The organism is Microbacterium sp. CGR1, from assembly GCF_051062835.1.
In the GTDB taxonomy this organism is placed as follows: domain Bacteria; phylum Actinomycetota; class Actinomycetes; order Actinomycetales; family Microbacteriaceae; genus Microbacterium.
Genome location: NZ_JAOTPG010000001.1, coordinates 2,865,983 through 2,889,800, shown reverse-complemented (window position 1 = coordinate 2,889,800; position 23,818 = coordinate 2,865,983). Strand labels below are relative to the sequence as shown.

The 23,818-nt window shown below is 68.4% G+C and carries 21 protein-coding genes; 6 read left to right on the top strand and 15 right to left on the bottom strand.

Going from position 1 to position 23,818, the window contains the following annotated elements; genetic code table 11:
* Window positions 1–4 precede the first annotated feature (4 nt).
* From OD997_RS14340 to OD997_RS14325, 4 genes are all read right to left on the bottom strand, one after another.
* The gene (locus tag OD997_RS14340) at window positions 5–916 is read right to left on the bottom strand and encodes a sugar ABC transporter permease (protein WP_434332176.1); all 912 of its coding nucleotides are present in this window, start codon (window positions 914–916) and stop codon (window positions 5–7) included.
* Window positions 916–2,538, bottom strand: coding sequence for an ABC transporter permease subunit (locus OD997_RS14335; protein ID WP_434332175.1), 1,623 nt, complete (start codon window positions 2,536–2,538; stop codon window positions 916–918). The genes OD997_RS14340 and OD997_RS14335 overlap by 1 nt, the downstream gene beginning before the upstream one ends.
* Before the next feature lie 64 nt (window positions 2,539–2,602).
* A complete protein-coding gene (locus OD997_RS14330; protein WP_434332174.1) occupies window positions 2,603–3,829 on the bottom strand; it encodes a sugar ABC transporter substrate-binding protein in 1,227 nt (408 codons plus the stop codon).
* A gap of 105 nt (window positions 3,830–3,934) precedes the next feature.
* A complete protein-coding gene (locus OD997_RS14325; RefSeq protein ID WP_434332173.1) occupies window positions 3,935–5,944 on the bottom strand; it encodes a beta-galactosidase in 2,010 nt (669 codons plus the stop codon).
* Window positions 5,945–6,159: 215 nt separating this feature from the next.
* Between OD997_RS14325 and OD997_RS14320 the strand changes: the two genes are divergently transcribed.
* The gene (locus tag OD997_RS14320; RefSeq protein ID WP_434332172.1) at window positions 6,160–7,167 is read left to right on the top strand and encodes a LacI family DNA-binding transcriptional regulator; all 1,008 of its coding nucleotides are present in this window, start codon (window positions 6,160–6,162) and stop codon (window positions 7,165–7,167) included.
* Window positions 7,168–7,198: 31 nt separating this feature from the next.
* Here OD997_RS14320 and OD997_RS14315 read toward each other — a convergent pair whose 3' ends face one another.
* Window positions 7,199–7,744, bottom strand: coding sequence for an NUDIX hydrolase (locus OD997_RS14315; protein WP_434332171.1), 546 nt, complete (start codon window positions 7,742–7,744; stop codon window positions 7,199–7,201).
* Window positions 7,745–7,787: 43 nt separating this feature from the next.
* The gene (locus OD997_RS14310) at window positions 7,788–8,654 is read right to left on the bottom strand and encodes an alpha/beta fold hydrolase (protein WP_434332170.1); all 867 of its coding nucleotides are present in this window, start codon (window positions 8,652–8,654) and stop codon (window positions 7,788–7,790) included.
* A gap of 185 nt (window positions 8,655–8,839) precedes the next feature.
* Between OD997_RS14310 and OD997_RS14305 the strand changes: the two genes are divergently transcribed.
* Window positions 8,840–9,241 (top strand): hypothetical protein, encoded by a 402-nt coding sequence (locus tag OD997_RS14305; protein WP_434332169.1) that lies wholly within the window; start codon window positions 8,840–8,842, stop codon window positions 9,239–9,241.
* 9 nt (window positions 9,242–9,250) lie between these two features.
* Here the strand turns inward: OD997_RS14305 and OD997_RS14300 are convergent, their stop codons facing one another.
* From OD997_RS14300 to OD997_RS14260, 9 genes are all read right to left on the bottom strand, one after another.
* Complete coding sequence (locus tag OD997_RS14300) at window positions 9,251–10,207, bottom strand: siderophore-interacting protein (RefSeq protein ID WP_434332168.1); 957 nt, start codon at window positions 10,205–10,207, stop codon at window positions 9,251–9,253.
* Complete coding sequence (locus OD997_RS14295) at window positions 10,197–10,997, bottom strand: ABC transporter ATP-binding protein (protein ID WP_434332167.1); 801 nt, start codon at window positions 10,995–10,997, stop codon at window positions 10,197–10,199. The genes OD997_RS14300 and OD997_RS14295 overlap by 11 nt, the downstream gene beginning before the upstream one ends.
* A complete protein-coding gene (locus OD997_RS14290; RefSeq protein ID WP_434332166.1) occupies window positions 10,994–12,076 on the bottom strand; it encodes a FecCD family ABC transporter permease in 1,083 nt (360 codons plus the stop codon). Before OD997_RS14290 ends, OD997_RS14295 begins: the two co-directional genes overlap by 4 nt.
* The gene (locus OD997_RS14285; RefSeq protein ID WP_434332385.1) at window positions 12,073–13,095 is read right to left on the bottom strand and encodes a FecCD family ABC transporter permease; all 1,023 of its coding nucleotides are present in this window, start codon (window positions 13,093–13,095) and stop codon (window positions 12,073–12,075) included. Before OD997_RS14285 ends, OD997_RS14290 begins: the two co-directional genes overlap by 4 nt.
* Window positions 13,096–13,148: 53 nt before the next feature.
* Complete coding sequence (locus OD997_RS14280) at window positions 13,149–14,183, bottom strand: iron-siderophore ABC transporter substrate-binding protein (protein ID WP_434332165.1); 1,035 nt, start codon at window positions 14,181–14,183, stop codon at window positions 13,149–13,151.
* Window positions 14,184–14,489: 306 nt separating this feature from the next.
* Window positions 14,490–14,693, bottom strand: coding sequence for a cold-shock protein (locus tag OD997_RS14275; protein WP_056310329.1), 204 nt, complete (start codon window positions 14,691–14,693; stop codon window positions 14,490–14,492).
* A 77-nt stretch (window positions 14,694–14,770) separates the two neighbouring features.
* Entirely contained in the window at window positions 14,771–17,656 is a 2,886-nt protein-coding gene (locus tag OD997_RS14270; protein ID WP_434332164.1) for a helix-turn-helix transcriptional regulator, read from the bottom strand.
* Window positions 17,657–17,724: 68 nt separating this feature from the next.
* Window positions 17,725–17,976: a hypothetical protein gene (locus OD997_RS14265; RefSeq protein ID WP_434332163.1), complete on the bottom strand. Its 252-nt coding sequence runs from the start codon at window positions 17,974–17,976 to the stop codon at window positions 17,725–17,727.
* A 160-nt stretch (window positions 17,977–18,136) separates the two neighbouring features.
* On the bottom strand, window positions 18,137–18,592 hold the full coding sequence (locus OD997_RS14260; protein WP_056310335.1) for an SRPBCC family protein: 456 nt from the start codon (window positions 18,590–18,592) through the stop codon (window positions 18,137–18,139).
* Window positions 18,593–18,709: 117 nt separating this feature from the next.
* On the opposite strand from OD997_RS14260, the gene OD997_RS14255 reads away from it, so the two are divergent.
* The 4 genes from OD997_RS14255 to OD997_RS14240 are packed head-to-tail and all read left to right on the top strand — an operon-like array spanning window position 18,710 to window position 23,757.
* Window positions 18,710–19,744 carry an FUSC family protein gene (locus tag OD997_RS14255; RefSeq protein ID WP_120494944.1) on the top strand — a complete coding sequence of 345 codons (1,035 nt, stop codon included), beginning with the start codon at window positions 18,710–18,712 and terminating at the stop codon, window positions 19,742–19,744.
* Between the two features lie 27 nt (window positions 19,745–19,771).
* Window positions 19,772–20,440, top strand: coding sequence for a DNA alkylation repair protein (locus tag OD997_RS14250; RefSeq protein ID WP_434332162.1), 669 nt, complete (start codon window positions 19,772–19,774; stop codon window positions 20,438–20,440).
* A gap of 34 nt (window positions 20,441–20,474) precedes the next feature.
* Window positions 20,475–21,188, top strand: coding sequence for a purine-nucleoside phosphorylase (gene deoD / locus OD997_RS14245; RefSeq protein WP_434332161.1), 714 nt, complete (start codon window positions 20,475–20,477; stop codon window positions 21,186–21,188).
* A 55-nt stretch (window positions 21,189–21,243) separates the two neighbouring features.
* A complete protein-coding gene (locus OD997_RS14240) occupies window positions 21,244–23,757 on the top strand; it encodes a DEAD/DEAH box helicase (protein WP_434332160.1) in 2,514 nt (837 codons plus the stop codon).
* Window positions 23,758–23,818: the final 61 nt, after the last annotated feature.

Sequence of the window (23,818 nt, the reverse complement as noted above, 5' to 3'; positions counted from 1 at the left end):
GGGATCAGCCCTTGACGGATCCCTGGGTGAGCCCGCCGACGATGTACTTCTGCAGCGAGAAGAACAGCGCGAGCACGGGCACGGCGGCGACGACGACACCGGCGGAGAAGAGCCCCCAGCGCGAGGTCAGCTGGTTCGAGACCCACTGGTACATGCCGACAGCGAGGGTCCAGTTGTCCTCGGAGGTGAGGATGATCTTCGACAGGATGAAGTCGCCGAAGGCCGCGAGGAACGCCAGCAGAGCGACGACCGCGAGGATCGGCACGACCAGCGGCATGATGAGCCGCCAGAAGATCTGCGCGTGGGTGGCTCCGTCGATCTTCGCCGACTCGTCGATCTCGACGGGGATCGTGTTGAAGAAGCCGTACATGAGGAACGTGTTCGCGCCGAGGGCGCCGCCGAGGTACACGCAGATCAGGGCGATCTTCGAGTTGATGCCGAGCGCCGGCACGACATCGCCGATCGTCTGCAGCATCAGGAAGATCGCGATGAACGCGAGCGCCTGCGGGAACATCTGCAGCACGAGCAGCGTGGTGAGGCTGGCACGCCTGCCGCTGAACCGGAACCGCGAGAACGCGTACGCACCGCAGGCGCCCATGAGCACCGATCCGACCGCGGTCACACCGCCGATCAGCAGCGTGTTGCCGAACCACACCCAGTAGCGCGACTCTCCGAGGGCGATGTAGTTCGCGGGATCGAACGCGCTGAACAGGGCGCTGGATGCCGCGAGGCTGCCGTTCGGGTTGAGCGATGCCGACAGCACGTAGACGAGCGGGAAGGCGGCGAAGAACAGCACGCCGACGGCCAGGATGTACTTCCAGCCGACCTCGCTCCACCACCGACGCCGTCGTGCACCCGCACGGGCGGCCTCGGCATCCTTCGACGAACCGGTCACGATGACTCTGGTCTCGCTCATCACTGGTACTCCTCAAGCTTGCGGGTCTGTCGGAAGCTCAGCGCTGAGATGAGACCGACCACGATGAAGGCGATGATCGACAGCGCACTCGCGAGGCCGTAGTCGGCCGCACCACCCGAGACGCCGGAGACGTCGTAGATGGCCGAGACGAGGATGTCGGTCGAGCCCAGTGCGTACGGAGCGCCGGCGATGGCCGGCCCGCCGTTGTTGAAGGTGTAGATCACGGTGAAGTTGTTGAACGCGACGGCGAACGACGCGATCAGCAGAGGCGCGGTGGAGACGAGCAGCAGCGGCAGCACGATCGCCCGGAACCGCTGGATCTTGTTCGCACCGTCGATCTCGGCGGCCTCGAGCGTCTCGCCGGGGAGGGACTGCAGCGCGCCCGTGCACACGAGGAACCAATAGGGGTAGCTCAGCCAGACGTTGACGAAGATCACCGCGGCCCGCGTGAGCCAAGGGTCGCCGAGCCAGTTGATGTTCGCACCGAAGAAGAGCAGGTCGTTGATCACGCCGAACTCGGCGTTGAACATGCCACGGAACAGCAGCGCCGCCATGAACGCGGGGAACGCGTAGGGAAGGATGAACAGCGCCCGCAGGAACCGACGCCCCTTGACCCGAGGGTCGTTGTAGACGATCGCGAGCCCGAGTCCGACCGCGAAGCTGAGCACGACCGAGAGGATCGCGAACGCGAAGGTCCAGACCGTGACGCTCAACAGGGTGCCCGCGAGGTTCGCATCCGTGAAGAGCTTCAGGAAGTTCGCGAAACCGACGTTCACCGACCACCCGGTCGGCAGCGCCGTGCCGTCCTCGGCGACGAACGCGCCGAGGTCCGTGGCGGTGTAGACCGTGCCCGACTGCGTGTCGGTGACGGTCTGCGCCTCGGCATCCCACACCAGCGTCGGCTCGTAGACCGAACCGGTGGATCCCTCGCGGGTGCGGATCGAGCCGTCGTTCGGGTCGTCCGAGACCGGGACCCGGAGGTCCTTGATCGTCGCGCCGAGTGTCGCATCCGTCAGCACGGTCGCCCGCGGGATGACCGTCCACCCCGGCACCTCGCTCGGGGCGCCGGTGGTGCCGACCTCGGCTCCGGAGACGTCGGAGAGCGGCTCCGTGGCCGACCCGACCTGCACGTCGCCGTCGTCGTCGACGATCGCGAAACCGAGCTCACCGCCGCGCTCGACGATCGACAGCGGATAGTCGGCCGACCCGTCGACGCGGCGTTCGCCCTGGATGAGAGCGGCCTCGACCGCCTGCTCCTGGGTTCCGACGTGGCCCGTGCCGTAGTTGGTGAAGGCGATGTAGGCGGTGTATCCGAAGATGAAGATCTGGAAGACGAGCAGGAAGATCAGCCCGGGGAGCAGGTACTTCAGCGGCAGCGCCCGACGGGTGAAGTACACCCAGTCCGCGATGATCACGAGCAGGACGACGACGCCGAGGACGATCCACGACTCGGCGCTCCACGCCGAGATCGCCGTCATGATGCCGAACGCGTTGACCAGCGCCATGAGGGCCAGCTTGATGAGGAAGCCCCAGCCGAGACCGGGGAAGCGGCGGGCGTGGGATTCGCGCGAGGGCTTCACCACAGGGGTGGGCGCCTCGGTGGGCGGTGCCTGGATCGTCATGTGTGCGTCCTGTCTGCGGATCGCAGGATGGGGAGGGGTTCGGGCCCCTCCCCATCCGGCAGGATCAACCGGCGAGAGTCGTCTCGAGGTCGGCGACCATCGTGTTCCACGTCGACACCGGGTCGGCGCCGTTGATGATCTGCGCCTGAGCGGCGTTCCAGAGGTCCCACACCGAGCCCATCTCGGGGATCGACGGCATCGGCACGCCGCTCTGAGCGGAGGCCACGAAGCCGGCCGTGATCGGGTCGGACGAGACCTCGTCGGCGAGCGTCGACCACGCGGGGATGCGGGGGTCGGCCTCGTACAGAGCGCGCTGCGCGTCTTCGGTGCCGAGGTAGTTCGTGAGGAACTCCTGAGCGAGGAGCGCGTTCTTGCTCTTGCTCGAGAGGTAGAAGCCCTGCACTCCGACGAACGGCGCGGCGGTCTCGCCACCGGCCGACGGGATCGGGTTCACGGCGACGTTGATTCCGTCGAAGGCGCTGATCGCCCACGGTCCCTGGATCGTGTACGGAGCCTTGCCCGACGCGAACAGCTCGTTGTTGATGTCGTAGTCGATCGTGGTCGAGATGTACCCGGTGCCGTTCGAGCCGTTGGCGCCGAGCCAGCTGGCGAAGGCCTCGCCGGGCGCTCCGCCCATGCCGACCTCGCTCGTGTACGAACCGGTGTCGTCCTGCACGAAGACGGGGGCGCCGAACGAGGTCTGCAGCCCGTACATCGTGTAGCCGTCGCCGGTCTCGCCGCCCGTGTTGATGACGAAGGGGCGCTCGGTGCCGGCGGCGACGCCCTTGGCGATCATGTCGTCCCAGGTCGCGGGAGCCTCAGCGCCGACCAGGTCGACGTTCTGCACCAGTGCGATGGTCTCGAGCGAGTACGGCAGGGCGTAGAGCTGGCCGTCGTAGGTCATGGCGTCGAGGGCGACCTGCTCGAACTCCGACGCCTTGTCGCCGAGGTCGATCGTGTCCACGACACCCGCGGCGACGAGCGCGCCGAGCCAGTCGTGGGCACCGACGGTGATGTCGGGGCCCTCACCCGTCGGGACCTGCGCGATGAAGTCGTTGCGGAGGTCCTCGAAGTTCTTCTGCACGAGGGTGACCTTGGCTCCGGTCTCTTCCTCGAAGGCCTCTGCGGCTGCGGTGATCGCGGCTTCGCGCTCGGCATCCGTCCAGATGACGAGTTCAGCCCCGTCGCCGGATGCCGCGTCGTCGCCGCCCTCCGGTGCGCCGGCCGAGCAGCCTGCCAGGAGGACGACGGCGGACAGAGCGAGTGCGCCGACTCCGATGTGCTTGCGCATGCGTTTTCCTATCTGTTGTGGCCGACGATGCGCTTCGCGTCATCGCGACCGGGTGAGTGTGTGGTGCTGGTGTTCGGGTGGTGCTGAGTGGTGCGGGTGGTGCGGTCAGGGGGTGGCGGCGCGGATGACGGCGACGCCGCCCGCTGCGATCGTGAGGGCGCCCGAGACCTCGGCGCCGGTGAGCAGATCGACGCCTGAGGCCTCGAACTCGACGTCGTCGTCGCGGTGGTTCACGGCGATGCGGTAGACCGCGTCGGCGCCGTGGCGCGTGATGACCTCGAGACCTTCAGCGACATCTGCGGGTGCGATGTCGGCATCCGCGTAGACCTCGTGCAGGAGGGCGCGCATGCCCGCGGCATCCAGTCGGGTGCCGACGTACCAGCCGGTGCCCGAGCCGTGGACGTTGCGAGTGATCGCGGGCTCGCCCTCGCCGGGGCCGCCGGAGAAGTTGGCGACGACCTCGGCTCCTTCGAGCGCGATGTCCTCCTGCCAGACGTCGGCGACGACGCCCTCGTGGTCGACCCAGTCGAGGCCGTGGCTCTCGCCCTCGCGCAGCGGAAGGAACTCCTCGACCGTGAGGCCGAGCGCGTCGCGAAGCGGGGCGGCGAAACCACCGGCGTGCACGGCGTCGTTCTCGTCGACGATCGCCGAGAAGAACGACACCAGCAGAGTGCCGCCGCCGCTGACGTAGGAGGTGAGGTTCGCGGCATCCGCGGTGCTCAGCAGGTACTGCGCCGGGGCGACGACCAGGCGGTAGCCCGAGAGGTCGTGACCTGGCAGGGCGAAGTCGACGGTGATGCCGTCGCGCCAGAGCTGCTCGTAGAAGCGGCGCACCTGGGCGGCGTGCGTGACGTCCTCGGAGGGACGCCACTCGAGGTCCTGCGCCCAGAACGACTCGAAGTCCCAGAGGATCGCGACGTCGGCCTTGACCGTACTGCCCTGCACCTCGTCGAGGCGACCGAGAGCTGCGCCGAGGTCGACGACCTCGCGGAAGACGCGGGACTCCGCTCCGGCGTGCGGCAGCATCGCGGAGTGGAACTTCTCGGCGCCCGAGCGCCCTGCGCGCCACTGGAAGAACAGGATGCCGTCGGCCCCGCGGCCGAGGTGCGTGAGCGAGTTGCGGGTCATCTCGCCGCGGCGCTTGGCGATGTTGCGCGGCTGCCAGTTGACGGCCGACGTGGAGTGCTCCATGAGGATCCACGGCTTGCCGCCACCGACCGAGCGGCTGAGGTCGGCGGCGATCGCCAGACCGATGTGCGCGTCTTCGTCTGCCGCCCACAGGTAGTGGTCGTCCGAGACGATGTCGACCTCGCGGCCCCATGCCCACAGGTCGGTGGTCCAGCTCTGGTTCGCCATGAAGTTGGTGGTGACGGGCTGGTCGGCGTGTGCGCGGATCGCGTCACGCTCGGCGATGAAGCACGCGCGCAGCTGGTGATCCGTGAAGCGGGCGAAGTCCAGGCGCTGGGCCGGGTTCACGACGCTCGGGGCGATGGCCGGGGCACCGACGTGCTCCCAGGCCGAGTAGTGCTGACCCCAGAAGGCGGTGCCCCATGCGCTGTTGAGCGCATCGAGCGAGCCGTACTTCTCCTGGAGCCAGAGCCTGAAGGCGGCGACGCCGTTCGGGGAGTAGTCCTCGCCGACGGGAACGCCGTACTCGTTGTGCACGTGCCAGAGCACGACCGACGGATGCTGCGCATAGCGCGCCGCGAGAGCATCCGCGATCCGCACGATCGCCTCGCGATAGGCCGGAGACGAGTGCGACGCCATGCCGCGGGAGCCGAAGCCCATCGTGCGACCCTCGCGGTCGATCACGTGAGCGTCGGGGTTCTTCGCGAAGAACCAGGCGGGCGGCGATGCCGTCGGTGTGCCCAGGTCGACCTTGATGCCGTTCTCGTGCAGCAGGTCGAGCAGCTCGTCGAGCCAGCTGAAGTCGAACTCGCCCTCGGCGACCTCGATGAGCGCCCACGAGAAGATGCCGACGCTGACCAGGTTCACGCCGGCCTCGCGCATCAGCACGACATCCTCGCGCCAGGTCTCACGAGACCACTGCTCGGGGTTGTAGTCGCCGCCATAGGCGATTCCGCGCAGGTCGGGCCAGGCGTGGGGGGAGGTCATCGGCACTCCATCGGGTCGGTGCGGTCGTGGTGCGTGTCCCGTGCTGCTGTCGCTCAGTCGACTGGGACCGGTCTCAGGTTGTTCCGGAGAACGCGACTGGGACCGGTCTCAGTTCTACCTCAGGTGCGCTGGAGATCACAACCGCCGTTACCGAACTGAGACCGGTCCCAGTTTCGACTACCGCTGGACGGGATGCTGTGGGTAGAGTCACAGCGATGAGTGATGTCAGCGCGAAGCGCAAGCCGACGATCCGCCAGATCGCGGCGCAGGCGGGGGTGTCCCGCAGCACTGTCTCGCGCGTGATCAACGGCGGGCACTGGGTGTCCCCCGACGCCAGGCAGGCCGTCGAAGAGGCGATCCTCGCCACCGGCTACACGGCCAACCATCACGCGCGCAGCCTCGCCACCGGCCGCGCCGGGTCTCTCGCCTTCCTCCTCACCGAGCCGCAGCAGCTGCTGTTCGACGACCCGACGTTCGCGCTGCTGCTGCGCGGCGCCGCTGAAGCACTCGCCCAGCGCGCGATGACCCTGGTGCTTCTGGTGGCCGGAACCCCCGCCGAACGCGAGAGCGTGGCACAGTTCCTCAGCGCCGGGCACGTCGACGGAGTCATGCTCATCTCGTCGCACGAATCCGACCCGCTGCTCGACCAGCTCATCGAGGTCGGCATCCCCACCGTCTGCTGCGGCCTGCCGCTCGGACACGAGCGCGAGCTCTCGACGATCTCGGTCGACGAGGTCGCCTCCGCCCGAGCGATGGCCGCGCACCTCGTGGCCCGGGGGCACCGCCGAATCGGCATGATCACCGGCCCCGACGACACCCCCGGCGGTCGCTACCGGCTGGTCGGATTCCGCGAAGAGCTCGGCGAACTGTACGACGAGTCGCTGGTCGAACAGGGCGACTACTCATACGAATCGGGTGTCGCCGCGATGACCCGGATGCTCGAGCACGACGTCGACGCTGTGTTCGCGGCCTCCGACCGCATGGCCGCAGGAGCGATCGCCGCCGCCCGCCGCGCAGGACGCCGCGTGCCCGAGGACATCGCGATCGCCGGCTTCGACGACTCGGGCCTCGCCGCCACCCACGAACCGCCGATCACGACCATGCGTCAGCCGTGGGATCAGATCAGCGCGCAGATGGTCGCCGTGCTGCTCGAGGTCATCGCGGGCGCATCCCCTCGCTCCGTCATCCTCGACACCGAGCTGGTCGTGCGCGCGAGCGCGTAGGCGGCGTCCCGCTCCCGCTCCGAAGGAGATCTCACTCAGCGAAGGACCGGATGCCGGATGCATCCCTTCGTTGCGCGAGATCTCCTTCGTTGCGCGCGACGGCTCCGATACGCGGGAGCGTACTCACCAGAGGGAACCAATGCCGGTCGCGCAACGGAGATTCATCGCCGATGCTGACCCACGTCCCTTCAACGACGGGGGTGGCCTCCGAAGTCCACACACCGAAGTACGCGTGCGGCGTCGGCCAGGGATAACCGTCTCGAGGTGATTCGACGACGTTTCGCACTGCCCCCGAGAAGGTCGACTGCGACCGGCGGCCGGTGACCCCCTCGGCAAGATCAGCGATCGCGAGCATGCCGCTCGGGTCGTCGACTCCGACATGACGCATGGGCAGGTCGAGTCGGCTGTTCTCGTCTCGCGGCACACAGAAGACCTGATCGCCCTGACGCAGAAACAGCCGAACAACGCACATCGGCCGAGGCGGGGTGCTGCGACAAATCACCTCGGCCCTGCCGTGGCGGGGAAGCCACGCGGCATCCGGCGTCACGTGGATGAGCGTCTCGTCGTCGGCAATCACATGGCGAGCGTAGCGGCAGAAGACCGCGTATTCCGTGCGCGACCTACGACCGGTCGAGCACCTCGCGGAGTTTGGCGGCGAAGGCCTCGGGCTGGCCGGCATAGCCGAATTCGCCGCCCATGAAGCCTCCGTGATGGCTGGGGAAGACCGTCGCCTGCTGGCCGAGTTGCTCGGCCAGGGCGATCGCGGTGCGGCCGGTGTAGACCTTCAGCGACTCCTCGCCGACCGCCACGACGATCCGCGTGGGCGCGGCCTTCAGAGCTTCGATGTCCGGCACATAGAGGGGCACCGCCCACGACAGTTCTGACAGCAACGGGTCGTCTCGCCTGCCGTCGTCTTCCGTCGGCATCCCGAACGCCGCGGGGTCCGGCGCAGGCTGAGCGAGGAATTCGTCGGTGACCTCGCCCTCCCACGACGTCATCGCGACGAAGGCCGCCATTCCGGCACCCCAGCCCCTGTCCTGATAAGCCCGGGTGTAGGCCACTCGGGCTCGATGCACCGCCTCGGCATCCTGCAGCACGCTGTCGATCGGCGGCTCGTGCGCGACGAGGGTCGCGACATCGTGCGGGTGGGCGGTGACCAGAGCGAGCGCGGTCACCGCACCTCCGCTGCTCGCGAGCATGTCGACCGGTCCGGCCCCGAGCGCCTCGATGATCGCGTGGACGTCCTCGGCCTGGGTCTCCGGCTCGTTCGTCTGGCGGCCGTCTTTGCGCGTGCTGCGGCCCAACCCTCGCGGGTCGTAGGTCACGACGGTGCGGTCGTCGAACAGCGCCACCTGGGCCTGGAAGCCGCTCGCATCCATCGGCTGGCCGATCATCATCAGCGGAGGACGACCGTCCGCCGTCGGCAACGGCCCGTGCACGTCGTAGACGAGATCGACCTCGGGGAGCTCGAGCGTGTGCTGCGTCATCGGAGGCCTCCTCGCCGTCGGAACGATTCCATTGGGATGCTACGACGCGGCCTTCCCGTGCGCCACCGCTTCACGGCCGTCCGAGGCAGGTCGCACGCGCCTCTGACGGGCGCCTCGCCGCCGAGGCGATGAGCGAGTGCGCTCCAGCACGCACTCGAACGAACGCGGTGCGACAGTATGGTTCGATGCGCCACCGTTCATCGCCTGCTGCCTTCGCGCTCGCACTGATCAGCCTCACCGCACTGACCGGGTGCAGCTTCACGTCCACAACGCTCGCCGTCTTCGAGACCGAGCGCGAGGCTGAGGACGAGCTGCCCCCGCTCGAGGACGATTCCTATGGGGCGGTCGATGTCGAGTCGAGCCACTACGTCGGAGAGTACGAGGGTGTGTCGCTCTGGGTCACGAAGGGCTCTGATTCACCGGTCTGCATCGTGGCCATCACCGACCCGGAAGACGACTGGATGGTCGGATGCGGCGGCCTGCCGACGAGGATCAGCGGCTCCGGTCACACGTTCGAGTTCCGGGCTGACGATTGGCCCGCCCCCGAAGGCATGACGCGCGTCTCGGACAACGTCTACGCCGAGTAGCGCGCCGACTCAGCCGCGCATGGCGACGCCGCGGCGCCAGTAACCCATGAAGGCGACCTGCGAGCGGTCGATGCCGAGATCCTTGACCAGGTGGCGTCGCAGCGTCGTGACGACGCCGCTCTCGCCGGCGATCCAGAAGTAGCGCTCGGCCGGAGCATCCGCCACCGCGATGTCCTCGCCGAGACCCGAGTAGTCGGGGGTCTCCCAGAGCAGGTCTTCGGACTCGATGTCTTTCACGTCGATCTCGTCGGCCGCATCCGCATCGCCGAGGTATCCGAGCACGGCGGGCATCAGGCGCACGCCGTGGGGCTCGCCGACATCGCGAGGAAGCCAGTGCACCTCTACGCCGACAGGGGCGTCGATGCGCAGGATGTCGGCGGGCGACGGAACCTCGATGAACGCGCAGCCCCGCAGGTCGCTCGGGGCGTCCTCGAGGATGCGGGCGATGGCCGGAGCTGCGGTCTCGTCACCCGCGAGGACGATCGAGGTCGCCGTGCCGGGCTCATATTCGGCGCCGCCGTGAGCCGCTGCGGGCACACCGCGACGAGGGCCGACGATGAACAGCTCCTGCCCGACCTCGGCCGCGCTGGCCCAGAGCGACGCGGGTCCGGTGAGACCAGGCGCGAGATGCAGCACGAAGTCCACATCGAGCTCGGTACCCTCATCGGTCACGCGCAGGTCGCGCACCGAGTAGGTGCGCATGGATCCGCGCTGGGCCTCGGGAACAGCGAGGAAGGATCCCCACCAGTCGCCGGTCTCACGATCGAGATCGGGGAGGATGCCGGATGCCGGCGGGAACACGATCTTGATGCGCGAGTCGAAGACGTCACCCGGCGTTCCGAACTCGAACAGGTCGTCGCCGCCGAACGTCACGCGCACGAAGTTCGGCGAGACGCGGGCGACGCCGCGCACCTCGGCACGGGCGAGCACGTAGGTGGGGCGTTCGGTGGTGGTCTCAGCGGACATGATGCCTCCCGATCGGGGTGACCATCGGCTTTCCGGAGACCGGATCCGTGGTGATCTGATTGGCGAGGTCGAAGACCTCTTCGACGAGCTGGGCAGTCACGACATCCTGCGGAGTGCCGGTGGCGTGCACCTTGCCCTCCTTCATCGCGACGAGCTCGTCGGAATAGCGTGCGGCGAGGTTGAGGTCGTGCAGCACCATGACGATCGTGGTGCCGCGCGAGACGCTCAGGTCGGTGAGCAGATCGAGCACCTCGACCTGGTGCGCGACGTCGAGGAACGTGGTCGGCTCATCGAGCAGCAGGATGTCGGTCTCCTGCGCGAGCGCCATCGCGATCCACACGCGCTGACGCTGACCGCCCGACAGCTCGTCGACGCTGCGGTCGGCGAGATCCGTGGTGCCGGTCGCGGCGAGAGCATCCGCCACGACCTCGTAGTCGTGGGAGCTCCAACGAGCCAGCATCTTCTGGTGCGGATGGCGACCGCGACCGACGAGGTCGGCGACGGCGATGCCCTCCGGAGCCACAGGCGACTGCGGCAGCAGACCGAGGATGCGCGCGACCTCCTTGGTCGGGCGCGAGTGCACCGACTTGCCGTCGAGCACGACCTCCCCCGCGGTGGGCGACAGCAGACGCGCGAGAGAGCGCAGCAGCGTCGACTTGCCGCATCCGTTCGCCCCGACGATCGTCGTGATCTTGCCGGGAGCGATCCGGAGGTCGAGCCCGTCGATGATCGTGCGATCGCCGTAGGCGAGGGTGACGGACTCGGCCGCCAGAGTGTGCGCCTCGGTCACAGGGAGCCTCCCGAGCGGTTGGTGCGGATGAGCAGATAGATCAGATACGGAGCACCGAGCACACCGGTGATGACGCCGACCGGGTAGCGCTCGCCGAACGCGAACTGCCCGATGAGGTCGCCGCCCAGAACCAGCACGGCACCGATGAACGCGCTCGGCACGAGCAGGTTCGCACCCGGCCCGGTGATGCGGGCGGCGATGGGGCCTGCCATGAAGGCGACGAACGCGATGGGACCGGTGGCGGCGGTGGCGAAGGCGAGCAGCGCCACGGCGCCGAGGATGAACAGCAGGCGCGTCGTGTTGACCCGCACTCCGAGACCGGATGCCGAGTCGTCGCCGAGCTGCATCGCACCCAGCGCCCTGCCCTGCAGGAGCAGGAGCGGCACGATGATGACCGCAGCGATCGCAAGCGGCATCACGCGTTCCCACGAGGCGTTGTTCAGGCTGCCGGTGAGCCACTGCATCGCGGTCTGGATGTCCCAGTTCGCGGCCCGCGACAGCATGTACGAGATGAGGCTCTGCAGCATCGCCGCGACGCCGATGCCGATCAGGATCAGTCGGGTGCCGGCGAAGCCGTTCTTCATCGACAGCAGGTAGATGACCCCTGCGGTGACGATCGCGCCGCCGAGTGCCATCAGCGAGACGACCGGGCCGTTGACCGACAGCACGATGATGCCGAACACCGCGGCGGCGCCTGCACCGTTCGAGATGCCGATGATGTCGGGCGAGGCGAGCGGGTTGCGCAGCAGCGTCTGGAATGAGACGCCGGCGATGCCGAACGCGAAGCCCGCGAGGATGGCGAGCACCGCACGGGGCAGGCGCAGTTCGCCGACCGTGAACGTGGCCCCGGGCACCGTCTCGCCGAGGATCACGCGGATCACCTCGTCGAGCGGATAGAACGTGTTGCCGATCATCAGCGCCACGGCGAACAGCACCAGCAGCATCGCACCGAGCACGATCGTGGCCACGGCGTGGCGGCGGTGGCGCGAACGGCGTCCGGCGATGATCGCGGCGACCTGATCGCGCGTGCGGTCGGACGCCGGCGGAGTGTGGGCGGCGGCCCTGTCGATGGTGCTCACAGTTCACGCACCTTCTGACGACGGACGATCCAGATGAAGAACGGGGCGCCGATGATGGCCGTGATGATGCCGACCTGGATCTCCTCGGAGGTCGGGGCGATCACGCGGCCGACGATGTCGCTCGCGAGCAGAAGTGCGGCGCCGGCCATGGCCGAGAACGGCAGCAGCCAGCGGTGGTCGGTGCCGATCAGCATCCGGCAGACGTGCGGGATGACGAGACCGACGAAGCCGATGGGCCCGGCGATGGCGGTGGCGGCGCCGGCGAGGATCACGGCGCCGACGGCCGACATGAGCCGCGTACGGAACACGTGCTCGCCGAGGCCTTTGGCCATGTCGTCGCCGAGGGCGAGGGAGTTCATGCCGCGGGCGCTGGCGAAGCAGATCAGCGCGCCGAGCGCGAGCACCGGTGCGGTGATCGCGATGCGCGGCCATTCGGCACCGCCCACTCCGCCGATCTGCCACGACTGGAACGCCTGCAGCAGGTCGACGCGCGGCAGCATGACGGCGCTGATGAGCGAGGCGAAGGCGGCAGAGGTCGCGGCCCCCGCGAGAGCGAGCTTGAGGGGAGTCGCGCCACCGCGTCCGAGCGAGCCGACGGTGTACACGAAGGCCGCGGCGAGGGCGGCCCCGATGATCGCGAGGGCCATCTGGCTGTAGGCATCGGTGAGACCGAGGAAGGCGAGGCCGAACACGACGGCGAGCGATGCGCCGTTCGAGACGCCCAAAATGCCGGGGTCGGCGATCGGGTTGCGGGTGACCGCCTGCATCGTGGCGCCCGAGAGCGCGAGGGCCGCGCCGACGAGGATCGCGAGCACCGTGCGCGGGAAGCGCTTGATGATCGCGGCCTGCGCGAGTGTGTCATCCTGCCCCGCGAGGGCGGCGAAGATGTCGTCGATGCTCACGGAGCGCACGCCTAAGCAGATCGACAGGATGCAGAGCACGAGCAGCACTCCGAGACCGACCAGCAGCCAGAGCGTGCGCGCCCATGCCGGGCGCCGCAGATCTGCGGTGCCCGGCATGGGAAGGGTGACAGCGGTCACGGGAATTCAGTGCGCGAAGGTGACGCCGAAGGTCACTTCGCGGCGAGCGGTGCTGCCAGCAGGCCGAGGTAGTCGGACAGGCCCCACTGGATCGACAGCGGCGACGGGTTCGCCGAGGCCGCGATCGGGGTGGAGTCGGGCAGGATCACGATGTTGCCCTCGGCGATCGCGGGGATCTTCGACAGCAGCGGGTCGGCCTGCATGGTGGCGATCAGCGAGTCGTCGCCGTACGTCACGAAGACGTCGACGTCGTCGAACGCGTCAGCCTGCTCCGAGCTCACCGAGAGGTAGAACTCCTCGCTGTCGGCGTTCTCCTCGACGATCGACGGGAGCGGAAGGCCCAGGTCGTCGTGCAGGTAGCCGGGGCGCGTGTCGATCGCGGTGTAGTAGCCGACCTGGCTCAGGTCGCTCGGGTCGATGTAGGCGAAGAGGACCTTCTTGTCCTTGAGAGCGCTGTTCGCCTCGAGCGCGGCCTCGGCGTCGGCGTGCAGCTCTTCGATGAGGGCGTCGCCCTCTTCTTCGAGACCGAGGGCCTTCGAGTTCATCTCGATCATGTCGTCGACAGGAGTGCCCCACGCGACCTCGGGGTAGGCGACGACCGGAGCGATCTTCGAGAGCTGGTCGTACTCCTCCTGCGTGAGTCCCGAGTAGGACGCGAGGATGACGTCGGGCTGGGTGTCGGCGACTGCCTCGTAGTCGATGCCGTCGGACTCGTCGAACAGCACGGGCTCTTCGCCGCCGAGCTCGTCGAGCTTCTCCTCGACCCAGGGCAGGATGCCGTTGTCGTCGTCGTCGCCCCACGATGCCTTGCTCATGCCGACCGGGACGATGCCGAGGGCCAGGGGCACCTCGTGGTTCGCCCACGCGATCGTCGCGACGCGCTCGGGCTTCGTCTCGATGGTGGTTTCGCCGTACACATGCTCGATCGTGACGGGGAAGGCACTGTCATCGGCGGGGTTGCCACCGGCGGAGTCGGAATCGGAGCCGGTCGACGGCGTCGCGCAGGCAGTGAGGCCGACGGCGAGGGCCGCGGCGACACCGGCGGCGATGAGACGAGAGGTGCGCACAGGCGTTCCCTTCGGGTTGGGATGAGGGGGGTGCGGCGCAGAGGGGCGCCAGGCTTTGGTAAGCCTGGCCTAATCTACCAGAAGGTTAGGCAAGCCTCATCTCGGCGTGCCCCTCGGAAGCCCGAGCGTCGGCGCGGGTCACTTGTGCATCGCAAGGCCTGGCGGGGCCAGTTGCGCATCGCAAAGCGGCGAATCGGATGCAGAACTGGCCCCGCATGCACAGGCATCCGCGCGAAGACCCCAGGGCATGCAGAAAGCCGGCCGGATCCGTGAGGATCCGGCCGGCTTCAGGAAGTCAGCGCGCGCTCAGAGAGCGCGGATGTTCGCCGCCTGCATGCCCTTGGGGCCACGCTCAGCGTCGAATTCGACCTTCTGGTTCTCGCGGAGCTCCTTGAAACCGGAGCCGGCGATTGCCGAGTAGTGGGCGAAAAGGTCGTCCGTGCCGTCATCGGGAGCGATGAAGCCGAAGCCCTTTTCCGCGTTGAACCATTTCACAGTGCCAGTGGCCATGTGTTTTCTACTTTCTGTTTTCAAACGGCCGCTTGCGCGGCCCGCGCCGTGACGGAACGTCCGACATACGCGCGTCCTCAACGTACCACGGCAGGCTGACCGCTGGCTCCGAACTCCGACTTCTGCTGCAGGACGGCCGCTTCCGTGCGCGTGCTGACACCGAGCTTTCGCAACACAGCCGACACGTGGACGCTCACGGTCTTCGCGCTGATGAACAGCCTCTCGCCGATCTGCCGGTTGCTGAGTCCCTCGACGATCAACTCAAGAACCTGCCTCTCGCGAGCGGTGAGCGGGTCGGATTCCGCGGCGGCACGGGAAGAACCGGATGCTGCGGTGAGGCCCGCCGCCGCGGAGAAGGCCCCGACGGCCTGCCTGAGCGGAACGTGCCCGAGCCGCTCGGCTTCAGCGTGTGCCTGAGCGAGCACGGCGGCGGCTTCGGTGCGCTCACCCGCGTCGACGAGCAGGCGAGCGAGCTCGAGCCGCGTCGTCACACGGAAGGTCACGGGAACGTCATCGTCGTCCGCGAGGTCGACAGCAGCGCGCATGGCAGGGATCGACGGCGAGAGCAACGCCTCGAGGATCATCCCCCACCGGTCGCCCTGCAGCGGAGCGGGCTGCGCGAGCCACGCTCCCCGCACATCGGCGACGGCCTCTGCGACGTCGATGCCCGTTGCCCGGAGCTCGGCGATCATCCATGCGGCTTCGAGAAGAAGACGACGCTGGTGGAGGAAGACGGGTCCGGCATCCGCCAGCATCGCCCTGACCTCGGCGAGCGCTCGCTCGTGATCGCCCCGCCCCTCGGCGACCGCGACGCGCATCATGACCTCGTCGTACCAGATCTGCCGTTCGACGCGTCCGGTCTCTTCGAACGACGGATGCCACTCGCGCAGTATCTCGGCCGCCTGCTCATGCCGACCTCGCCACGACAGCACGCGGACGCGCGTCATCGTGGAGTACATGTGCGAGATGCGCAGTGTCCGCTGCGAGAGTTCGCGCGCCAGCATCCCCTCGACACGATCGATCTCACCCATCTCGAGAAGGGGCACCGCCATGTTCTGCGTCATCAGGGCACCGGTCGTGCGCTCGACACCGAACGCCCGCGCCGGGGCGAGGCCGTCTTCGGCGACCTGCACTGCGTCACGGTAGCGCCCGAGCAGACCCAGAAGGTCGGAGTAGTTCACTCGGTACCGCATCTCGGCGTTCGTGCCTTTCGCGAGCCGCAGGGCCAGTGCGTACTCGCGATGCCCGGCCTCGAGATCGCCGAGGTGCGCGCGGGCGCCTCCGCGGACGTTCGCGGCGATCGACGCCTCATCGTCGGACCCCGCCCGCGCCGCACGTTCACCGGCCTCGATCGCCAGCGTGATCGCCTCATCGAGACGCCCCGCGATCATGTACCTGCTCGCCAGCTGGTTGAGGATCGATGCGCGGAGCCGATCGTCGTCGACCCTGCCGTCGAGCACCTCGAGCGACTCCTGCAGCAGCGCGATCGAGCCTTCACGCCCGAGATTCATCAGGTAGTAGGCCTTGTCGCGCAGCAGCCTCGCATGCGTGCGCGGATCGACGGTCTCGGGGTCGACCTCGTCGAGCGCGACGTTGACGACGGCCAGCGCCCTCTCGCCGTCTCCGGCGTTGCGCAGCACCGAGCCGAGGGTGCGCAGCACCTCGAAGCGCTCGATGTCGACGACGCTCTCGGCGTCTGGCACCTGGATCCACAGATCGAGGGCGAGCTCACCGAATCGGGCGGCGCTGGCGAAGGCGAATCGCGACTTGGCGTCGAGCATGGCGGCGACGGATGCGGCGAGCGCACGACGGTCGTCTTGCGCGAGCTGCCAGTGATAGGCGAGCGCTGCGGGATCCCCGCCGTCGGTGCCGGTGGCGTTCTCTTCGAGCGTCTCGGCATAGGCCCTGTGCAGGCGCGCGCGTTCGCCGGGGAGCAGGTCGTCGTGCACAGCCTCGCGCAGCAGCGCATGCCGGAATCGGTAGTCGTCGTCGACCACGACGAGGATGCCGCTGAGTGTCGCCTCGCGGATCCCCTCGTCGAGGCGCGCCTCAGGCAGACCGGCGAGCCGCGTGACCAGCGGGTGCGTGAGCGGACGCTCGGCGCCCGACACGACCTGCACGACGCGCCTCGCATCATCGCCGAGTCGGTCGAACCGGGCCAGCAGCAGGTCGCGCAGGCTGCCGGGGAGGGGACCTGCGGAGCATCCGGCGATCTCCTCGACGAAGAACGGCACGCCCTCTGCGCGCTCCTGGATGCGCTCGAGCGCGGTGTCGCTGAGCGGCGTTCCGGTGATCGACTCGGCGAGCTGTCGCACGGATGCCGACTCGAGGCGCTCGATCGTGACCCGCTCGAGGAGGCGCGCGCGAGTGGACTCGCCGATGAACCGGCTCACGGCGTCGCCGCGGCGGACGTCGTCGGTGCGGCAGGTGAGGACGAGCAGGATGCGCCCTCGAGCCAGTGTGCGCAGCAGGAAGGAGAGGAGCGCGAGCGTCGACTCGTCGGCCCAGTGCAGGTCTTCGACGACCAGCACCTGAGGGGCGAGTTCTGCAGCAGCCTCGATGAGCGACGCGATCGCGTCACGCAACCGGTCGGGGCTGGTCTGCGAGCGCTCGGTCGGATTGAGCTCGGGCAGCAGCATGCCCAGCGCTTCGACGCCGACGCCGAGCTGGTCGCGCACGCGATCGGCGCCCATGAGTGCGACGATCGAGCGGAGGATGCCGGTCAGCGGCCCGAACGGCGTGCGCGATGACCCGAGGTCGAGGCACCAGCCGACGTGGACGTCGGCGCGGTTCGCCACCTCGGCTCCGAACTCGCGCAGCAGACGCGACTTGCCGATGCCCGCCTCGCCCTCGACCAGGACCGCGACGGGGACTCCCTCGACGACCTGGTCGAAGAACCCGCGCACGATCGCGAGCTCGGCTTCACGGCCGACCATCGTGGCGCTGGGAGCGGACGGGGGCATGGATTCATCGTCCCACCCCCGTCCGACATTCAGGGCGCTCCATGCGTCTGCCGTCGGCAGACCAGAGCTCACCGGGCCGCGACCGGTTCGCACCCGGCGGCGGCCCTCCGGTCGGCGGGTGCGGCGGCATCCGTCGTGGCGGTGCGTGCACCGGCGATCGCTCGCAGCATCCGCTGTCCTGCTCGGCGGATCGGTCCCGCGGCACGGGGCACGATCTGGTCGGAGTGCTCCGCGAGGAATCGACGGCGCTCGGCCGCCTGCTGGATCCGCTCCTGCTCGTACTCGTTCACCTGGTAGGCGAGGTAGGGGTGCTCGTACATGACATCTCCTCGGTTGGGATGTCCCTACACTCCGCTCTGAGGTGCCCTGCCGACATCAGGAGGATGCCCTATCTTCACGATCCCGTTCGTCCCGGCGCACAGAACGAGGCCCGAACGACAGCGGGGACTACCGCCGTTCGGGCCTCTCACCTGGGGTCTGTCAGGCCTTCACGTCACCGCGCCACGAGCCGGTCTCGGCGCCGCGCTTCTCCATGAACTCCTTGAAGTTCTTCAGGTCCTTCTTGACCGCGTGCGAGCCTGCGCCCACGAGGGAGCCGACCTTCTCGAGGAAGCCTTCGGGCTCCCAGTCGATCTGCACGGTCACGCGGGTCGTCAGGTCCTCGATCTTGTGGAACGTCACGACACCGGCATGCTCCGTGTCGCCGCCGACGCTCTTCCACGCCACGCGCTCGTCGGGGTGCTGCTCGGTGATCTCCGCGTCGAACTCGCGCGTCGCGCCGCCGACCTTCACGGTCCAGCGGTTGTGGGTGTCGTCGATCTGGACGATGGACTCGACCTCGTCGAGGAACTCGGGGAAGCTCTCGAACTGCGTCCACTGGTTGTACGCGACGTCGATGGGGACGTGGACGTCGATGGTCTCGATGATCTGCACCATGTGATGCTCCTCACTGTTCGTCGTTCGTGTGGTCCCATTCAGCGCCGGCTCCCGGGTGTTGGCGACGGGGTTGACAGACCGCCTGAGAGGGGGCACTTCCCGAGTAGCGTTGTGCGCATGCGCATCCACGCCGCGATCCGCGCCTCGAAGCGCTCACCCCTGCTGCAGGTGGTGAAATCCGCCGCGGCGACGATCGCCGCATGGCTGCTCGCGGGGTGGGTCGTGCCGGGGCAGTTGCCCGTGTTCGCCGCGATCGCCGCACTGCTCGTCGTGCAGCCGAGCGTCAACCAGTCGCTGTCGAAGGCGCTGGAGCGCAGCATCGGCGTCATCGCCGGCGTGATCATCGCCGTCTCGCTGGGCCTGCTGCTCGGATCGCCGAGCTGGATCGTGCTGCTCGCGATCGTCGTGGCCATGCTCGTCGCGTGGGCGTTCCGGGCCACCCCCGGCACCGGCAACCAGGTCGCGATCTCGGCGATGCTCGTACTCGCCCTCGGCTCGACCCCGGACTACGCCCTCGCCCGCATCGTCGAGACCCTGATCGGCGTCGCGATCGGCATCATCGTCAACGCGCTGATCGTGCCGCCGGTGCTCGTGGCACCCGCACGGCGCGATCTCGGACTGCTCGGGAGCGAGCTCGCCGCGAGCCTCGACCGTCTCGCCGACGCCCTGCCCGAACCGCAGACGCCGGCGAAGCTGCAGGAGATCATGCTCGAGGCGCGGCTGCTGCGTCCGATGAGGGATGCCGCGGAGGCGTCGATCGAAGCCGGCGAGGAGTCACTCACCCTCAATCCGCGCCGCTCGACGCATCGTGAGGAGCTCGTCGAGATGCGCGCGCTGCTCGAACGCCTCACGCCCATCGTCACGCAGACGATCGGCATGACCCGCGCCTACTTCGACCACTACGACGACTCGATCGGTCAGGAGCCCGCGGTCACGGCGATCGCCGAGCAGCTGCGCCGAGCCGGCCACGACGTGCGCCTCGCGGTGCAGATCGCCGATGTGTCACCCGAGCCCGAGACCCTGACCTCGGCGATCCCCGCGCTCACGGCGCCCCTCGTGATCCGGCCGCCGTCGTCGACTCACTGGATCCTCATCGGCTCGCTCATGGAAGACCTTCGGCGCATCCGCGGGGAGCTCGTCGAAGAGGACTGAGCGCGGCGCGAGGCCTACCCTGGAGGCATGTCCGACATGACCGTGCCCGAAGCGCTGGCCGAGCTGGCCGCGATCGAGGATCCGAAGATGCGCGCCGCGAACGAGAAGCGCGGCGATGACCACGGCATGAACCTCAGCCGGCTTCGCGGCGTCGCCAGACGCATCAAGACCGATCAGCGTCTCGCGAAGGAGCTGTGGGCGACGGGCGAGACGGGCCCCCGACTGCTCGCGCTGCTCATCTGCACGCCGAAGCAGTTCACCGCCGACGAGCTCGACGCGATGCTGCGCGAGACCCGCCCGCCGAAGGTCAACGACTGGTTCGTCAACTACGTCGCCAAGAAGACGCCACTCGCCGAAGAGCTGCGTCTGCGCTGGTTCGACGACTCCGACCCGACGGTCGCCGCCGCAGCGTGGTCGCTCACGACCGTGCGCGTCGCGAAGGACGCCGACGGCCTCGATCTGGAACACCTGCTCGACCTGATCGAACGCGATCTGCGGGATGCCCCGAAGCGCCTGCAGTGGTCGATGAACGAGACACTCGCGAACATCGGCATCTTCCACCCCGAGCTGCGCGCCAGGGCGCTGGAGATCGGGGACCGCCTGCAGGTGCTCGCCGACTACCCGACCGCGCCGGGCTGCACCTCGCCGTTCGCCCCGATCTGGATCGGCGAGATCGTGCGGCGGCGCGAGGGCTGAGCATCCTCATCGGTTGCCCTCGTACGCTGAGGGCATGAGCACGCACATCGCCGCAGCGCCCGGTCAGATCGCCCCCATCGTCCTGTTCCCCGGTGACCCGCTGCGGGCGAAGTGGATCGCCGAGACCTTTCTCGACGATGCGGAGCTCTACTCCGAGACCCGCGGGATGCTGGGCTACACCGGCACCTGGGAGGGCCACCGCATCTCGGTGCAGGGCTCGGGCATGGGCCAGCCGTCGATGGCCATCTACGCGAACGAGCTGTTCGAGGAGTACGACGTGCAGACCATCGTGCGGGTGGGCTCGTGCGGCGCGTTGACCGAGAAGCTCCAGGTGCGCGACATCATCATCGCGAACGGCGCCTGCACCGACTCGGGCATGAACCGCGTGCGCTTCCACGGCCTCGACTACGCCCCCGTCGCCGACTTCGGCCTGCTGCGTGCCGCGGTCGAGGCGAGCGAGGAGGAACCGCTGGACTCCACCGTGCACGTGGGGCTGCTCTTCTCGAGCGACCAGTTCTACAGCACCCGGCCCGAGCTCACCGAGCCGTTCGTGCAGCACGGCGCACTCGGCGTCGAGATGGAGGCGGCGGGCCTCTACACCCTCGCCGCGTACTACGGGCGTCGGGCCCTCGCCATCTGCACCGTGTCCGACCACATCGTCACGGGCGAGCAGACCACGGCCCAGGAGCGCGAGCAGACCTTCGGCGACATGATCCGGATCGCGCTGCGCGCCGCGACCTCGGTCTGAGCCTCGCGCTCGTTCGCAGGAGGCGCCGGGCCGAAGGTGGGATGATCGACAGACCATGCCTGCGATCCTCGACCCGACCACACTGACCGACGGATCCGATGCGGATGTCGTCTACACGGCGTTCGTCGAGTGGGCCGAGTCGACCGGCATCAGCCTCTATCCCGCGCAGGACGAGGCGGTCATCGAGATCGTCTCGGGCAACAACCTGATCCTGTCGACGCCCACCGGCACCGGAAAGTCGCTGGTCGCGGTCGGCGCGCACTTCGCCGCGCTCGTCGAGGGTCGCCGCTCGTTCTACACGGCTCCGATCAAGGCCCTGGTGAGCGAGAAATTCTTCGCGCTCGTCGACGTCTTCGGCGCCGCGAACGTCGGCATGATCACGGGCGACTCGTCGGTCAACCCCGACGCTCCGATCATCTGCTGCACGGCCGAGATCCTCGCGAACCTCGCACTGCGCCAGGGCACGGATGCCGCGGTGCACCAGGTCGTGATGGACGAGTTCCACTTCTACGCCGACCCCGACCGCGGGTGGGCGTGGCAGGTTCCGCTGCTCGAACTCCCGCAGGCCCAATTCATCCTCATGTCGGCGACCCTCGGCGACGTGTCGCAGCTGTCGACCGACCTGACCCGCAGGACCGGCCGCGACACGGCATCCGTCACCGGCGTCGAACGCCCGGTGCCGCTGCACTATTTCTACGAGACGACGCCGATCCACGAGACGATCGAAGACCTGCTCGGCACCGGCCAGTCGCCGATCTACATCGTGCATTTCTCGCAGGCTGCCGCGATGGAGCGGGCGCAGGCGCTGTCGAGCACCAAGGTCGCCACCCGTGAGCAGCGGGACGAGATCGCCGCCCTGATCGGCGGATTCCGCTTCACCACCGCCTTCGGCAAGACTCTCTCCCGGTTCCTCCGGGCGGGCATCGGCGTTCACCATGCCGGGATGCTGCCGAAGTACCGACGTCTCGTCGAGCAGCTCGCGCAGCGCGGCCTGCTGCGCGTGATCTGCGGCACCGACACTCTCGGCGTCGGCATCAACGTGCCGATCCGCACAGTGCTGCTCACGGCGTTGACGAAGTTCGACGGCACCCGGATGCGGCAGCTCAGCGCCCGCGAGTTCCACCAGATCGCGGGACGCGCAGGACGAGCAGGCTTCGACACCGCCGGCACGGTCGTCGCGCAGGCTCCGGAACACGAGAGCGAGAACGTCGCCGCAGTCAAGAAAGCCGGCGACGATCCGAAGAAGAAGCGCAAGATCGTCCGCAAGAAAGCGCCGGACGGGTTCGTGTCATGGGGTGAGCCGTCGTTCCGCAAGCTGATCGACGCCGAACCCGAGACCCTGACCTCGCACATGCAGATCACGAGCGCCATGATGCTCAACGTGATCGGTCGGGGCGGCGACGTCTTCGGCAACATGCGCGCGCTGGTCTACGACAACCACGAGCCCCGCAAGAGGCAGCGTGAGCTCGCACTGCGCGCCATCGGCATCTATCGGACACTGCTCGAGTCGGGCGTCGTCGAACAGACCGCAGACGGCGAGATCCGCCTCACGGTCGATCTGCAGCCGAACTTCGCCCTGAACCAGCCGCTGTCGCCGTTCGCACTCGCGGCGTTCGACCTGCTCGACCCCGATCCCTCGGCGGGCACGGGCACGGGGTCGTATGCGCTCGACATGATCTCGATCGTCGAGTCGACGCTCGACGACCCCCGCGCCATCCTCGGCCAGCAGGAGTTCCAGGCGCGCGGAGAGGCCGTCGCCGTCATGAAGCGCGAGGGTATCGAGTACGACGAGCGCATGGAGCTGCTCGAGGAGATCACGTATCCGAAGCCGCTCGACGAGCTGCTCACGGCCGCGTTCGAGACGTTCAGTGCCGCCCAGCCGTGGATCCGCGACTTCGAGCTGCACCCGAAGTCCGTGGTGCGCGACATGTACGAGCGGGCCATGTCGTTCGGAGAATATGTCGCCTTCTACAAGATCGCGCGCTCCGAGGGCGTGGTGTTGCGCTACCTCTCGGACGCGTATCGGGCGGCCTCGCAGACGATTCCCGAGGAGCTCAAGGACGAGGATCTGCGCGACCTGATCGAGTGGCTCGGCGAACTCGTGCGCCAGGTCGACTCCAGCCTGCTCGACGAGTGGGAGGAGCTGGTCAACGGGGTCCTGCAGGATCCCGACGAGGAGCCGATCGTACCGCCGGCGCCGAAGCGCCTGACGTCGAACACCCGTGCCTTCCGCACTCTGGTGCGCAACGAGCTGTTCCGCCGGGTGCAGCTCGCGGCGCGCGAGGATGTCGCTGCCCTCGCCGAGCTCGATCCGTCGTTCGGAGCCGACGCGTGGTCGGACGCGCTCGACGGGTACTTCGCCGATCACGATGAGATCCTCACCGGCGCGAACGCCCGCAGCTCGCAGCTGCTGCTCCTCACCGAGGGCGCCACCGAGTGGACCGTCCGCCAGATCCTCGACGACCCGGCCGGGGACCACGACTGGGGCATCTCGGCCACGGTCGACCTCGCCGCCTCCGACGAAGAGGGCGCCGCGGTCGTCACGGTGACGGGCGTCGACCGGCTCTAGGGCGGACGGACGGCTGATCTTCGCCAGGCTGGCTGATCGCTGACGCCTGGTGAGTCGGCCA